19 protein-coding genes are annotated in these 13312 nt (G+C 64.3%); 8 read left to right on the top strand and 11 right to left on the bottom strand.

Going from position 1 to position 13312, the window contains the following annotated elements:
• Positions 1-17 precede the first annotated feature (17 nt).
• Positions 18-1004, bottom strand: coding sequence for a hypothetical protein (locus tag BJ987_RS12510; protein WP_209888489.1), 987 nt, complete (start codon positions 1002-1004; stop codon positions 18-20).
• Positions 1005-1307: 303 nt separating this feature from the next.
• Here BJ987_RS12510 and BJ987_RS12505 point away from each other — a divergent pair, with 303 nt between their 5' ends.
• The 3 genes from BJ987_RS12505 (at position 1308) to BJ987_RS12495 (ending at position 3053) form a co-directional block, all read left to right on the top strand.
• A complete protein-coding gene (locus BJ987_RS12505; protein WP_209888486.1) occupies positions 1308-1628 on the top strand; it encodes a hypothetical protein in 321 nt (106 codons plus the stop codon).
• Between the two features lie 196 nt (positions 1629-1824).
• Positions 1825-2466, top strand: a complete 642-nt coding sequence (locus tag BJ987_RS37710) for a 2'-5' RNA ligase family protein (RefSeq protein WP_209888483.1) — start codon at positions 1825-1827, stop codon at positions 2464-2466.
• A 221-nt stretch (positions 2467-2687) separates the two neighbouring features.
• The gene (locus BJ987_RS12495; protein WP_209888480.1) at positions 2688-3053 is read left to right on the top strand and encodes a cupin domain-containing protein; all 366 of its coding nucleotides are present in this window, start codon (positions 2688-2690) and stop codon (positions 3051-3053) included.
• Positions 3054-3109: 56 nt separating this feature from the next.
• Here the strand turns inward: BJ987_RS12495 and BJ987_RS12490 are convergent, their stop codons facing one another.
• From BJ987_RS12490 to BJ987_RS12470, 5 genes are read right to left on the bottom strand one after another with little or no spacing between them, the layout of a single operon-like run.
• Complete coding sequence (locus BJ987_RS12490) at positions 3110-3625, bottom strand: F0F1 ATP synthase subunit B family protein (RefSeq protein ID WP_209888477.1); 516 nt, start codon at positions 3623-3625, stop codon at positions 3110-3112.
• Positions 3626-3629: 4 nt separating this feature from the next.
• A complete protein-coding gene (locus BJ987_RS12485) occupies positions 3630-4103 on the bottom strand; it encodes a F0F1 ATP synthase subunit B family protein (protein ID WP_209888474.1) in 474 nt (157 codons plus the stop codon).
• 6 nt (positions 4104-4109) lie between these two features.
• Positions 4110-4370 carry an ATP synthase F0 subunit C gene (atpE, locus tag BJ987_RS12480; protein WP_209888471.1) on the bottom strand — a complete coding sequence of 87 codons (261 nt, stop codon included), beginning with the start codon at positions 4368-4370 and terminating at the stop codon, positions 4110-4112.
• Positions 4371-4410: 40 nt separating this feature from the next.
• A complete protein-coding gene (atpB, locus tag BJ987_RS12475) occupies positions 4411-5133 on the bottom strand; it encodes a F0F1 ATP synthase subunit A (protein WP_209888468.1) in 723 nt (240 codons plus the stop codon).
• Complete coding sequence (locus BJ987_RS12470; RefSeq protein ID WP_209888465.1) at positions 5130-5414, bottom strand: hypothetical protein; 285 nt, start codon at positions 5412-5414, stop codon at positions 5130-5132. The genes atpB and BJ987_RS12470 overlap by 4 nt, the downstream gene beginning before the upstream one ends.
• 133 nt (positions 5415-5547) lie before the next feature.
• Here BJ987_RS12470 and BJ987_RS12465 point away from each other — a divergent pair, with 133 nt between their 5' ends.
• Positions 5548-6135 (top strand): hypothetical protein, encoded by a 588-nt coding sequence (locus BJ987_RS12465; protein WP_209888462.1) that lies wholly within the window; start codon positions 5548-5550, stop codon positions 6133-6135.
• Positions 6136-6138: 3 nt separating this feature from the next.
• Here the strand turns inward: BJ987_RS12465 and BJ987_RS12460 are convergent, their stop codons facing one another.
• On the bottom strand, positions 6139-7188 hold the full coding sequence (locus tag BJ987_RS12460; protein ID WP_209888459.1) for a helix-turn-helix domain-containing protein: 1050 nt from the start codon (positions 7186-7188) through the stop codon (positions 6139-6141).
• A gap of 454 nt (positions 7189-7642) precedes the next feature.
• On the opposite strand from BJ987_RS12460, the gene BJ987_RS12455 reads away from it, so the two are divergent.
• Positions 7643-7888, top strand: a complete 246-nt coding sequence (locus tag BJ987_RS12455) for a helix-turn-helix domain-containing protein (RefSeq protein ID WP_307869585.1) — start codon at positions 7643-7645, stop codon at positions 7886-7888.
• 69 nt (positions 7889-7957) lie between these two features.
• Positions 7958-8200 carry a hypothetical protein gene (locus tag BJ987_RS12450; RefSeq protein ID WP_209888453.1) on the top strand — a complete coding sequence of 81 codons (243 nt, stop codon included), beginning with the start codon at positions 7958-7960 and terminating at the stop codon, positions 8198-8200.
• Between the two features lie 57 nt (positions 8201-8257).
• On the opposite strand, the gene mraY is transcribed toward BJ987_RS12450, so the two are convergent.
• Positions 8258-9334, bottom strand: a complete 1077-nt coding sequence (mraY, locus tag BJ987_RS12445) for a phospho-N-acetylmuramoyl-pentapeptide-transferase (RefSeq protein WP_209888451.1) — start codon at positions 9332-9334, stop codon at positions 8258-8260.
• 104 nt (positions 9335-9438) lie between these two features.
• The gene (locus tag BJ987_RS12440; protein WP_209888448.1) at positions 9439-10986 is read right to left on the bottom strand and encodes an AMP-binding protein; all 1548 of its coding nucleotides are present in this window, start codon (positions 10984-10986) and stop codon (positions 9439-9441) included.
• 51 nt (positions 10987-11037) lie between these two features.
• Between BJ987_RS12440 and BJ987_RS12435 the strand changes: the two genes are divergently transcribed.
• The gene (locus BJ987_RS12435; RefSeq protein ID WP_209888445.1) at positions 11038-11787 is read left to right on the top strand and encodes an SDR family NAD(P)-dependent oxidoreductase; all 750 of its coding nucleotides are present in this window, start codon (positions 11038-11040) and stop codon (positions 11785-11787) included.
• A 38-nt stretch (positions 11788-11825) separates the two neighbouring features.
• Complete coding sequence (locus tag BJ987_RS12430; protein ID WP_209888442.1) at positions 11826-12491, top strand: class I SAM-dependent methyltransferase; 666 nt, start codon at positions 11826-11828, stop codon at positions 12489-12491.
• Positions 12492-12505: 14 nt separating this feature from the next.
• Here the strand turns inward: BJ987_RS12430 and smpB are convergent, their stop codons facing one another.
• Together smpB and BJ987_RS12420 are read right to left on the bottom strand one after the other, a co-directional pair.
• A complete protein-coding gene (gene smpB / locus BJ987_RS12425) occupies positions 12506-12982 on the bottom strand; it encodes an SsrA-binding protein SmpB (RefSeq protein WP_194815049.1) in 477 nt (158 codons plus the stop codon).
• A 57-nt stretch (positions 12983-13039) separates the two neighbouring features.
• Positions 13040-13267 (bottom strand): WLR motif membrane protein, encoded by a 228-nt coding sequence (locus BJ987_RS12420; protein WP_209888440.1) that lies wholly within the window; start codon positions 13265-13267, stop codon positions 13040-13042.
• Between the last annotated feature and the right edge of the window lie 45 nt (positions 13268-13312).

The following is a 13312-nucleotide window of genomic DNA, read 5'->3' as shown; positions in this document are numbered from 1 at the left end:
CAACCGTTGGTCGGAATCTACGCTTCGTAGCCTTCGCGTAGGAGGGCTGCCCGGAAGTCGCCAGCATGGATGTCGCACTCATCGCAGTCGTCCTCGACGCACATCTCATCGAAAGAGAGGAACAGAAACGAAATATCGAAGTCGGTCGGAAGCGGCTCATTCAGGGCTGTCAGTATGCGTCGAATATCGGCGGTCTCTTCCTCTTCGAACAGCACTTCGCGTAGCTGTCCGTAGTTATGGTCATATTCTCTTTCAGGCAGCTCGGCTAGATCACCTAGCGCATATACCTCTGCGCAGTACGTGTCGTCGTCTACGTCGGGGCCAAGTTCTCGGATCTTCTTGATGTCCGACTCGGCGATGTTGAGGATCTCCCACAACACAATTTCCTCAAACAGCGACTGAGGGAGTAATCCGCCCCAACACAGGTCGCTCTGAAACTTCTCCACGACCTCCATATACAGAAGGGCGATATCCCTGTTCTGCGCGTGGAGTCCCGGGGCAACGGCCCAGCAGCGCAGCGGCTCATCTTCGCGGATCTGGGCGTCGGTCGTTTGCGCCAACAGCTCGATGATTCCCTCGCAGACGTCGTAGATGGCTGCTGCTGTGCGTGGGCTTATGTGGTGATGTGCGTCTGTATGAGCTGGATCCGAGTAGAGCATTAGCGAGTGCACCGGACGGCCAGGCTCCAACGCCTCGATAATGGGGAACGCTCCTTGCGCGCGACGAGCTGACAGCCCTTCGATAGGAACGCGGAGCGATTCCTCGATGCGACGGATCTGCGCACGCACCGGCCCTGGCAGGTTCTGCTGATGGAACACGTACAAGCTTTCGCGGGCCGCCATCCAGCCTTGCATGTACTCGTTCAGCGCACCGGCCAGCCACCGTGCCTGAATGCGTTCGTCAAAGGTTGCGACAGCTTCGAGCTCGTTACCAACGACGGCGAAGACACGATGCTTGGACGGTGTGCTGCTCACTAGAAATGCGCGGTATTTCAATTCATCCATGTGCGATCTGATCCGTTTCTGCGCACGGCAAATTTGCCCAAGTCGGCAATTTCGATGCTGAGCACGAATCATGCGACGGCATCAAATGGGCGCAGCAGTACACGATTCGGGCGCGTTGCTTTCTGAAGAAGACTGGCTGGTAATCGCGGTGCGACCGGCGATCCTGTAGCGAGTCGAATTAGCGTAGCACGTAGGTCTCGGTCGCGCCGTGACATGACCTACCTAGCCTGGCGTTTGGCAAGGCAGGATCGTGATGACGGCCACCTGGGATACGGGCTCTGACGAGGCCCGCAAGGAGACGCCGTGGACGTTCATCCAATGCTAGGTTTGGCCGCAATGAAGCTTCTCCGCGGTGACATCAGCGTCGGCTCGCCTACCTGGTCGAGCCGCGGGTTCTGGCTGCGGTGCCACCTGTACAACAAGCGCCGGCACATGCCACCGCTCGCGAAGGACGCCATTTTCGGTCCGGTGCTGCTCCCTGAATACGGAGGGTGGGCCATCCGGCCAGGCCGAGGGTGGCGACGGATCCGGTGGGTCACACCGCCGCTGCACTGGACGCACGCGATCCCCACCGCTGATGAAGAAGCGGCCGTGCGCTGGATGCTCGAGCGCATGAACAAATAGACCACTCTTGGTTTCGAGTCGGTTTCGATCCCGAACAGCTCCACTCCCAGGCATCCGCCGAGCCGACCGCTCGCCTCGCCCGTAGACTTCTCGGGCGCCAGGTCGTTTGCGATAGAGGGAGTACGGCAGCCGCATGACTGCAACATCTAGACGACCGTTTCCGCTGTTGGGGCCCGGGTCGACCAGCGATGCCGGGGTGATTCGCGAGAATGATTGGTCGGCGTTCGAGGAGCTGAGCACTGTTCATGACCATTGGTCGCTGGAGCAGTGGGAGTCTGGCCAGGCGAGTTATTACTGGTATCTGACGTTTTCGGAGCCGGGGCTGGTTGATCTGGTCGCGCAGTGCCAGGCGAGGCTCGCCGCAGAGGGTTTCGACCCGGTTCCGTTGGATGGGCTGCATATGCCCTTGCTGAACATCGGCCGGGTGGGTGAGGTCAGTGAGCAGGAGCTCGGCGGTATTGCCGATGCGGGGCGGCGGGCCGCGGCGGCGGTGCAGCCGTTCCGTCTGCGGGTCGGGCCTTTGACCGGCTCGCAGAGTGCGCTGCGGTTCTCCGTCACTCCGTGGGATCAGTTGCTGGATCTGCATCGCCGACTGCGTTCGGGGACCGCTGAGCATCGGCCGTCGAGCGGGCTGGGTGAAACGTCTGATTTTCGACCGCATTTGGGGATTGGCTACCTCAATCGGAATCAGGGCGCGGGGCAGCTGATCAGCGACGTGGGCGCGCTGCGTGCTCTGCCCGCGGCGACGGTTCGGGTGCGGGAATTGCACCTGGTGGAACTTCGGCGAGTGGATCGCGCGTACCGATGGAGTGACTGTGCGGTGATCCCGCTCGGGTGATCCAGCGGTCAAGTGGCTACCTTGCCACTTCGACCGCAACGGACTAGCGTGTGACTCACGTCACATCATGATCGTGCAGATGTGTGCGGGCGACAACACCGCGGGTGGGGTGCTGTCAGCAATGAACAGCGGTGATGGCGGTGGCGCGCCCAGAGCGTGCCTTTCGGCTGCGGGGAACCAGCCATCGTGTACCGCGGCAATGCAATTCAAGGAGAGCGGCTATGTCCGGTCTAATACGTAAGACCTTCGATTCACCAGAGGAAACCCGCCCCTTCGCCGACGGCAAAGGCAAACTCGACCTCGTCGATCTCGACAGCGGCCAAGTCGGGCGAGCGATCTTCGAACCCGGTTGGCAGTGGTCGAAGCATGTCAAACCGATCGCGCAGACCGATAGCTGCGAAGCGCCCCACATGGGTTACTGCATTTCAGGGCGCATCGTGGTGGCCATGAACGACGGCGAACAACAGGAATACGGGCCGGGCGACCTCATGGTCGCACCGCCGGGACACGACGCGTGGGTGGTAGGCGACGAGCCCTGCGTGCTGGTCGATTGGCAGGGCTACGCCGACTACGCCAAGCCGCAGTAGACCACGACGCCGAGGGCCCGTCGGCGACTTGCCGACGGGCCCTTTTCTACGAGCGCTCAGGCCGCCTGCGGGCGTGCGTTCACCTCCTCCAGATCGTCGAGGAAACGGTCGACGCTCCCCGACCTGGCCGGCGGGGTAGCGAGGCGGTGCCGCACCATGTGTTCGGCGCGGTCCAGAACCGCCGTGTGCAGATCCGATCGCAGCTGTTCGACCAACTCCCTGCGCGCCTGGTAGACGCGGGCGCGACCCTGCCTTCTGGTGCGCGCGGCCACCTCCTCGGCTTCGGCGCGCATCTCGGCGAGGATTCGCTCGGCGGCGGCGTGCGCCTCCCGTTCGAATTGCGATTTGGCCAGCTCCGCTTGTGCGAGGGCGGCTTCGTGGGCTTCCGCCGCCGCGACCACCTGGATGGCGGCGCGCCGGCTGTCTTCCAATTGGGTCCGAATAGTGTTCTGCGACTTGGCCATCGCCTCGCGGACGCGGGGTTTGACCGAGCGGTTGAGGACATAGAGGACGACCGCGAAGCCGAAGAGCTGACTGAGGAAGATCGGCCAATCCCAGACGATGTGGTGCATACTCCTATCCCTTTCCGGCCCCGCTTGTTTCAGCCCCGAGGACGCGGTCGGCGAGGGCCTGCGCGAGCGGGTCGATGGTGGTCCGCAGGTCGGCGTTCACCTGGTCCGCGTTCGCCCGCAGCTCGGCCAGTGACCGGGCCATCTGTGCGTCGGCCTCCCCCTGCGCCGCGGCGCGGCGCTCCTTGATCAGGGACTGACCTTCATCGCGGGCCTGTTTGCGGATGCCCGTGGCCGCGACGCGGGCTTCGGCCAGGGCCGCCTGGTAGGCGGCCTCGGCTTCCGCCCGCGCCTGCTTCGCCGCCGCCTGGTCGACCGCGGTCTGGGCCGTGCGGGCCTCGCGTTCGGCCAGCACGCGATGGATCGGCGGAACGACGAAGCGCCAGATGACGCCGAGGACGGTCAGGAAGATCAGCAGTTCGGCGAAGAACGTGCCGTTGGGGAGCAGGAAGTTCTCTCCGGCGGTGTTTTTCGTCGACATGGTCCGCTACTTACCCGGTGTGGCGAACACGAACAGCGCCATGAACGCGAGGTTGATGAAGTAGACGGCGTCGATCAGGCCGACTGCCATCAAATAGTTGCCGCGGAGCCGGGATTCCGATTCCGGTTGCCGGGCAACACCATTGATCAGCGCGGAGCTGGCCATGCCGTTGCCGAAGCCCGCGCCGATCGCGCCGCCGAGCAGGATGAATCCACCGGCGATGAGCGCCGCGGCCTGGATCATGCCGGTGTTCGTGATGTCCGCCATTTTCGTTTCCCTTCTTGGTGAAACTGGAAAGTCCTGCCGGTCAGTGCTTTTCGTCTTCGCGAGACATCGACTGACCGAAGTAGAGGATGGTGAGCAGAGTGAAGATGAAGGCTTGGATCAGCCCGACGAACAGGTCGAGCAGCTTCCAGATCGCATTCGGGCCCCAGCTGATCCAGGCGGGTAGCAGGGTGATGACCGAGAGCATCACGCCGCCGGCGAACATGTTCCCGAACAACCGCAGCGACAAGGACAGCGGCTTCGCGATCTCTTCGATGATGTTGATGAATACCATTGGGCCCCAGCCGGTATGGCCTTTGAGCACCATCTTCAAATGGGTCAGTGGGCCGCGCCGCGCCGCGCCCGCTACCTGGTATCCGACGAAGACGAAGGCCGCGAGCGCGTAGACGAAGTTGATGTCCGCCGTCGGCGGATGGATCAGCTCGCCCTCGCCGTAGCGCACCGGTAGCACCGCCAGCCAGTTCGACAGCAGGATGAAGGTGAACAGCGCGACCGCGAGCGGCAGCACGAACGGCGCGATCCGCATCCCGATCGCGGACTCCACCTGCCCGCGCAGTTGCACCGTGACGGTCTCGAAGAACAGCTGAACCCCGTTCGGCACACCAGAAGTCACCGTCGCTCGCAGATAGAAGGCCAGTGCGAGCACGATTGCCGCGGCTACCGCCGTCGACAGAATCGTGTCGATGTTGAATTCCATCCCGAGCCACCGTGCGGTCTGATGCTCACCGACCCGCACCGTCGTCATGTCCGCCCCCGCAGCATCGGCCGCGCCACCCACAGCAGCGCGCACGCTTGAAATGCCGCCAGCCCCAATATGATCCCGAACCCACTCGGCCGTATCAGGAACGCCACCGTCACCGAAACAGCGGTCAGGACAACCAATCTCGCACCGGAGAGCAGCGCCAGCGCACCGAGACCGCCGGCCGCCGAATCCGCGACCCGCGCCACCGAGACCTTGGTGAATCGAGCATTCCCCCAGCCGAGCGCCAGTCCGGCGCAGATGAACAAAACCAGCGATATCGCCATAAGGCCTCCCCGTCGAGGTCGTGATACTACGTAGCATAGTTGCTACATTCGATCGCAACAAGACTATTGACGGCAGCCACCGTTATGCGGTGAAATAGAGAGATGCGCTACGGGGGGCGCATACGATCGAAGGATGATCCTTTCTGATCGTGTGGCGCGCGCAATCGCGGCGGGCGAGGTCGTACAGGTCTTTCGGCCTTGGTCGGTGCCGCGCGTCCGAGTCGGCAGCACCTTGCACACGTCGGCGGGGATCGTCCAGATCGTGAGCGTGGAAGCTATTGACCCCCAGAGAATTTCCGACACGGACGCACGAAAGGCGGGTGAGCCGAGCGCGCACGCCGTGCGGGCGTCCTGCCGCGGCGACCAGACCGACCCGGTCTTCCGGATCACCGTTCGTTTCCTCGGTCCCGACGAGCGCGTGGAGTTACGTAGCCGTGCCGACCTGTCGCAGCGCGACATCGACGAGATCAGGACCGCGCTCTCCCGCCTGGACCGGGCAAGCCGACGCGGGCCGTGGACAGCTGACATCCTCGATGTCGTCGCAAGGAATCCGGGCCACCGCGCCGCCGACTTGGCGGAGCTGATGGGCAGAGACAAAGAATCCTTCAAACTCGATGTCCGCAAGCTGAAGAACCTAGGGCTGACGCACAGCTTGACGGTCGGCTACGAGCTCTCCCCCCGGGGAGCGGAGTATCGCAGGCAGGTAGCCGAGAACAATTGAACCCTAAACGAGTTGGTCGGATTCTCGCTGGTATCGATCGTAGAGGTCGGTCAAGAACGTTTCGGAGTCTCGTGGGGACAATGCCGCCACACTGAGCCGATTCATCAAGGCTCGATACGCGGAAACTTCCTCGGGCCGATCCAGATACAAAGCGGTCGTCAATTGCTCGAGGTAGACGATGTCCGGATCGTCCTTCTTCTCGAAACCGAAGCGCAGCAAGCTGAACGAGCCGACATTCGTACACGTCGGCGCATTTCGCGGCAAGATCTGAATGGTGACTCCCCGCTTGCCCGACATGAACAACAGATGGCGAATCTGGTCGCGCATCATCGCCACCGGCTCCTGCGGATGCCTGAGTGCACCCTCATCGATTATTGCCCACAGCTTCGGGGGTGTAGCGGTGTGCAGGATGAGCTGACGTTGCAGTCTCATCTGGACCCGGCTTCCGACGCTGTCCACCTGCGAGAGGCCCAGAACGGCTCGCGCGTAGTCGGCGGTCTGCAAAAGCCCTGGCACGAAGTGGGATTCGAAGGTACGGATGGTAGCCGCGCATTGCTCCAGCTGCACATACTGCTTGAACCAGTCCGGCAGAATATCGTCATAGCGCGTCCACCAGCCGGACCGGCCGGCGGCCATGGCCAGACCCGCGAGATCACGCTCGGCTATCGCCCCGGGCACCCGATACAGAAGCAGCAATTTATGCAGGGTCTGCGGGCCGAAAGCGGCGCGGCCCGACTCCAACTGACGCAGATATTTGTCGTCGGCATACCCGAGGAGATCGCAGACCGTTTCACAATCCAGCCCGTTGTCTTCTCGCTGCCGCTTCAAGTACCGCCCGATAGCGATCCGTAGAACCGTGGGAAGGGATTCCTTTCGATTCAGCTCGGACTCAGTGGAATTCGGCCGGGATGCCTGCGAACCGTCTCGCATCGAATTCTGGTCGAGTAGCTGCCGGATCTCATCGAGAACTTCGAACAGACGCCTGCCTTCATACCCGAATTCCGCCCCCGAGAATTTGGCCGCGATTCGGTACGCTTCGGCGAGCGGGCGCATGATCGGCGCGGTTCTGCCATTGTCGCGATCAGCGTTGTCGCTGCCGCGACTTACCGCCGGCGCCGGGACGGCGGTGACAGCGGGCTCACCCCCGCGCAGCACTTTCCGCGCACTACCCGGCGCCCACTCCAGCGCCTGTTCCACGAGGGCAAGGGTGCCTTCCGAGACACCGCGGGTACCCCGCTCCAGATCGCCGAGTACCCGGTAGCTCAGACCCGTCGACCTGGATAGATCCTGTCGCGTATGCATGTCGAGCTGCTCGCGGCGGGTGACCACGCGCTCAGCCAACCGTTTCCAGTCTTCGGCCGCGCCCATAGGCATACTATGCCACCTCGGCACTGAGATGGCCAAGGAATAGCTCGGCAGGTGATAAACCAGGCCTGACCTGAATCGATCCAATAGTGAGCACAATGTTCCTATTCATTGTGGCAACCAATGCCACCTTGTAGCTACGATGCTGCACATGGCATTGCAAGACGACCCGAAAAGGGTTGGAGCAACGATTCGGGCCCTCCGGATCAAGAGCCGTCTCAGTGGACCCGACCTCGCTCGCCAGGTACACCTGAGTCCATCGCACCTATCCAACATCGAACGCGCGGAGCGTCCGTGCACGTGGGACGTCGCCCGACGACTCGCCAAAGCGCTCGACGTTGAGCTCGCAGCGATCACGACCGAATCCGGCGAGGATCAGGCCGGCTAGGCACAGCCCTCCAGGTCGATGGGACCAGGAGTTATCTCGGCGTTGCCTCGGAGAACGAAAGAAAAGGTCATGGTTCAGAAGAAGACCGGTTCCACCGCCGACACCGATCACTCGCATACCGAGCGAGCGGTAATTCTGCTCAGTCTCGGGCTAGCGACGACGGCCGCCCTGATCGCCGGACTCATCGCGGGAATCGTGGCGGTAGCGTCGGATTTATCGCTCGCCCAATCCTTCCTCACCGGCGGTGGCAGTTTCGTATCGACGATGTTGATCGGAATGGGAATTATTCGGCTGATTCTGCTGCGGCGGTAAGCCTTTCGTCCTGAACGTACTTTCCGGTTTGCCAGAGCGGAGCCACACAATACTCGCTCAGCCTACGGCGGCGAGATATTCGCCGTAGAAGAGCATCAGCCCCACGGCCGCCGCGATGCCGGCGAGCAGCCAGAACCGGATGATCACCGTGGTTTCGGCCCAGTCGCTCAGTTCGAAGTGATGGTGGAAGGGAGCCATCTTGAACAGGCGGCTGCCGGTGGAGCGGAAGACGACAATTTGCAGCAGCACCGAGAAGATTTCGGCGCAGAAGAGAGCTCCCACCACGGCCATCAGCAGTTCGGTGCGGGTGGTGATCGACAGGCCCGCCAGCAGCCCGCCCAGGGCGAGCGAACCGGTGTCACCCATGAAGATCTTCGCGGGTGCTGCGTTCCACCAGAGGAATCCGATGCAGGCGCCGACGCCGGCGGCACAGATCACGCCGAGATCCAGCGGATCGCGGACGTTGTAGCAGCCGACTTCCGGGGTGGTCGTACACGCGTTGGTGTATTGCCAGAAGGTGATGATCATGTACGCGCCGAGGGCACAGCTCATCGATCCGGCCGCGAGGCCGTCCAGACCGTCGGTGATGTTCACGGCGTTGGACCAGGCCACCACGAGAAAGCAGACCAGCAGCAGGAAGAGCACGATCCCGAACGTCACCGTCGTGTAGTCCCGGACGTAGGACAGGTGCCGGCTGGCAGGAGTCAGCCCGGTATTGCTCGGGAACTGTAGGGCCAGCACGCCGAAAATCACCGCGGCGCCGAGTTGACCGACGTACTTGCCGGTCGCCGTCAAGCCCAGGTTGCGTCGCCTACGGAGTTTGATGGAGTCGTCCAGGAAACCGACAATGCCGAGCGCGGTGGCCAAACCGAGAACGAGCAGCCCGGAGGCGGACGGACTCTCAGCGTTGTAGCGCATCCCGAGCAGGTGTGATCCCAGATACCCGGCCCAGATGCCGGCCAAGATCGCGATCCCGCCCATGGTCGGTGTCCCGCGCTTGGCCTGATGGCTCGCCGGTCCGTCGGCGCGGATCTCCTGCCCGATCCGCCTGGTCGCGAAAAGCTTGATCAGCAAGGGTGTCAACGTGATCGAGACCGCCAGCGCGATCATCGCCGAAAACAGGATCTGCCTCATACGCCACCCAACCCGCCGGATCACTCCGACTACCACCGATCAAGAACCGCGCCACGCGCTTCCGAAGATGGTAGCCATCGCGCGGTGGCGGTCTGGCGACCCCGTCAGGTCCGCGCCAGGTACTGCGCGCGGAGTTGGTGTTTGTAGACCTTGCCGGAGTCGTCGCGTGGGAGTTGGTCGACGATGTGGATTTCTGGGAGTTTGTAGTCCGCGAGGAGTTCGGCGAGGGCGGCTCGAATGCGCTCGGAGTCCGGCGCGGTTCCGGGGCGCGGGACGAGGTGCGCGTGTACCGCTTCGCAGAGATCGGCGGTGGTGGGGACGCCGAAGACGGCGGCGTCCTCGATCTCGGGCAGGGACAGCAGGGCGTTCTCTATTTCGGCGGGGTAGATGTTGACGCCACCGGAGATGATGATCTCGGCGGAGCGGCCGGTGAGGTAGAGGTAGCCGTTCCCGTCCAGGTAGCCGGTGTCGCCGACGGTGATCATGCCCGGGATCGGGCTGGACCGGGTGCCGGGCTGGTTGAGGTAGCGGAAGGCGGGCCAGTAGTCGGCACCGCGCAGATGGACGGTGCCGATCGAGCCGGCCGGGAGGTCCGCACCGTGGTCATCGAGGATGCGGACGGCCGAGCCGTCGACGAGGCGGCCCACGCTGCCGGGATTTTCCAGCCATTCGGCGGCGGTGATCCAGGTGATCGCGCCGGCTTCGCTGCACCCGTAGAACTCGTGCAGCGCGGTACCGAACCAGTCGATGGCCGCGCGCTTGATCGCGGGCGGGCAGGGGGCGGCGGAATGGATGAGGTGGGTGAGGCTGGAAACGTCGTAGCGAGAACGGGTTTCGTCCGGAAGACTCAGGAGGCGGCTGAGCATAGTGGGGACGACTTTCGCGTGCTGGATGCGATCGCGGTCGACCAGACGCAGAAAATCCTCGGCATCCCAGCGGGGCATGATGGTGATATCGGCGCCCATGCGAAGCGCGAGGACGGCGACCGCGTTCGGGCTGGTGTGATAGAGCGGGCCCGCCACCAGCATGCGGCCACCCGGGACAAGGCCCATGCGCTGCGCGGTGCCGCCCGCGATGGCCAGCAGCTGGGCCGGGGTCATACGTTCGCGGGCAACGCCTTTCGGCTTGCCGGTGGTGCCGGAGGTGTAGACGAGACCCATCGAATCGCTGATCGCGCCTTCGACGTAGCCGAGCGGTTCGGGATGAGCGGCGATCCACTGTTCGAGCGTCGGATGCCGGTGCGTGGGGCGGGCGTGGGCGGGATCGAGGCGAAGGGCGCGCACCAGTTCCTCGGACATGCCGACCTCGGCGATCGCCGGGGCGTCGGCCACCTGTGCCGCAGCGGATTCGACGGTGGCGATGAACTCGGTGTGCGCGATCACGAGCCGGATATCCGCGTCGGCCAGGACATGGGCCATCTCGGCGGCCTTCCACCGGGTGTTGATCGGCACGGGGTTCGCACCGCAGGCGGCGATGCCGAGCGCGACCTCCAGGAACTCGATGTCGTTGCGCAGCACCACCGCAACGCGATCACCGCGGTTGATGCCGACGGAAATCAGTGCGGCGGCGAGACTTCCGGCACGGGTGTGCGCGTCGAGCTGGCGACGCACCCGCGTACCGCAGGTGATGGTGGGGACCAAGGCATCCGGCATGTGCGCAGTCTGCCACGGCTGCGATCAGCGAGCCCGTGTCATGATCGAGATATGGCGGTGACACGACGGGTAGCGCTGGTAACCGGTAGTTCCAGGGGGCTGGGGAGTGTGATCGCGCGGCGGCTGGCACGCGACGGCATGGCCGTCGCGGTGAACGGATCTCGGGAATCCAGAGAACTGGCAGCGGTCGCCGACGCGATTCGGGCCGAAGGCGGTGTGGCCGAGGCGATTCCGGCTGACGTCACGGACGAGACACAGGCGCGTGAACTGGTGGCCGCGGTCACCGAACGGCTCGGCCCGGTCGAGGTGCTGGTGCTGAACGCGACGGGACCGCAACCGGAAGGCTTGCTCGCCGACGTCACCTGGGCCGATCACCTGGCGCAGCTGGATTTCTTCGTCAAGAGCCCGATCCTGTTGGGGCAGGCGGTGCTTCCGGCGATGCGAAGCCGTCGATTCGGTCGGATCGTGCACATCGACTCCGATACCGCCGACCGGTCCGCGCCCGGGCGGACCGCCTACGCCACTGCCAAGACCGCGCAGATCGGGCTGGCCCGCGGCTGGGCGCGCGAGCTCGCACCGGACGGGATCACCGTCAACACGATCGCGCCGTGCTTCATCCCGGTCGAGCGACATGCCGAGGTCTCCGCCGCGGACCGGGCGAGCTACCTGGCCACCACGCCGGTGGGCCGGATGGGCACGCCCGAGGATATCGCGCACGCGGTGAGCTTCTTCGCCTCCGAAGCGGCCGGTTTCGTCACCGGACAGCGGCTGATCGTCGATGGCGGACGCAGCCTCGAATGACTTGACCTCAACCATGGTTGAGCGCACACAGTGGAGTCATGAGCACACCTGTGGAAACCTGGAATGCCCTCTACGACAACGACTCCGCCCCGTGGGTGATCGGCGAGCCGCAACCCGCGATCGTCTCCCTGGAACAGCAGGGCTGGATCCGGGGGCGAGTGCTCGATCCGGGCAGTGGTGCCGGTGAGCACACCATTCTGCTGACCCGGCTGGGATATGACGTGCGCGGTGTCGATGTCTCCCCCAGCGCGGTCGAGTACGCGCGCCGCAATGCTGCGGCGCAGGGTGTGCCGGGCGCCCGGTTCGATGTCGCCGATGCGCTCGATCTCACCGCGGCCGCGGCACTGGCCGACGACGACGGCGCGCCGCTGTTCGACACCATCGTGGACAGCGCCCTGTTCCACGTCTTCGGCGCGGCCCCCGATGCCCGCGCCGCCTACGTACGCAGCCTGCACGCGGTGTGCAAGCCCGGCGGGCGGGTCCACGTACTGGCGCTCTCGGACCGCGAGCCAGGCTTCGGACCGCGCATCAGCGACTCGATCATCCGCGAATCCTTCAGCGCCGGCTGGGAATTGGAGGACCTCCAGCCCGCCCGGTACCTCGGCCGGGTGACCGAGTCGGTCGCCGAACAAGCCGCCGCACTGGAGCAGGCGAACGGCCGGGTGAGCGTCGCCGCCTGGCTCGCCCGGTTCCGCCGGCTGTAGCGGGACCGAGGCCGCTAGCGGCTCATCCCCTTCACGCGACGGCCGATCTCGCGAGTGACCTCGCGTTCGGCCGTCCGCCGGGCGATGTCCTGGCGCTTGTCGTAGTCCTGTTTACCCTTGGCCAGGGCGAGTTCGACCTTCACCTTGCCGTCGGAGAAGTACATGGACAGCGGCACCAGAGTCTGGTTGCCTTCGCGGGACTTGCCGACGAGACGCTCGATCTCGCGCTTGTGCAGCAGCAGTTTGCGGACGCGGCGGGGCGAATGGTTGGTCCAGGTGCCGTGGCTGAACTCGGGAATGTGCAGACCGCGCAACCACACCTCGCGGTTGTCGACCGTCGCGAAGGCGTCGACCAGCGAGGCCTTGCCCTCACGCAGGCTCTTCACCTCGGTACCGACCAGTGCGATCCCGGCCTCGAAGGTCTCCAGGATCGTGTAGTTGTGCCGCGCTCGGCGGTTGGTCGCGATGACCTTGCGCCCCTTCTCCTTCATTCGGTCCACTTTATGTGACGCGGCAAGTGGATTTTTCCGCGGCCGCAGCCTGGGAGCTCATTGAAGGTTGAGGTAGAGCACGAACAAGCCGATGAATGCGGCCAGCATGAGCAAGGTGGTGACGCGGGGGCGGCCGAGACGTCTGGGATGCCGGTGGCCGAGCCGGGATGGATCCACCATGGAGTCTCCTCTCCTGCGACCGTGCATGTCGGCATTTCCGCCTTCGACAGGGGAACCACCGGACACTTCGGACTCGTCCTCGGACGCGCCATCACCGGATGCCATGCCAGCACGGTAACGGGCGTTCCCACCATCCTGCCCGGTTTGATC

The organism is Nocardia goodfellowii, assembly GCF_017875645.1.
GTDB classification, from domain to species: Bacteria; Actinomycetota; Actinomycetes; order Mycobacteriales; family Mycobacteriaceae; genus Nocardia; species Nocardia goodfellowii.
The sequence above is the reverse complement of the archived record's forward strand: the minus strand, read 5'-3'. Positions and strand labels throughout refer to the sequence as shown.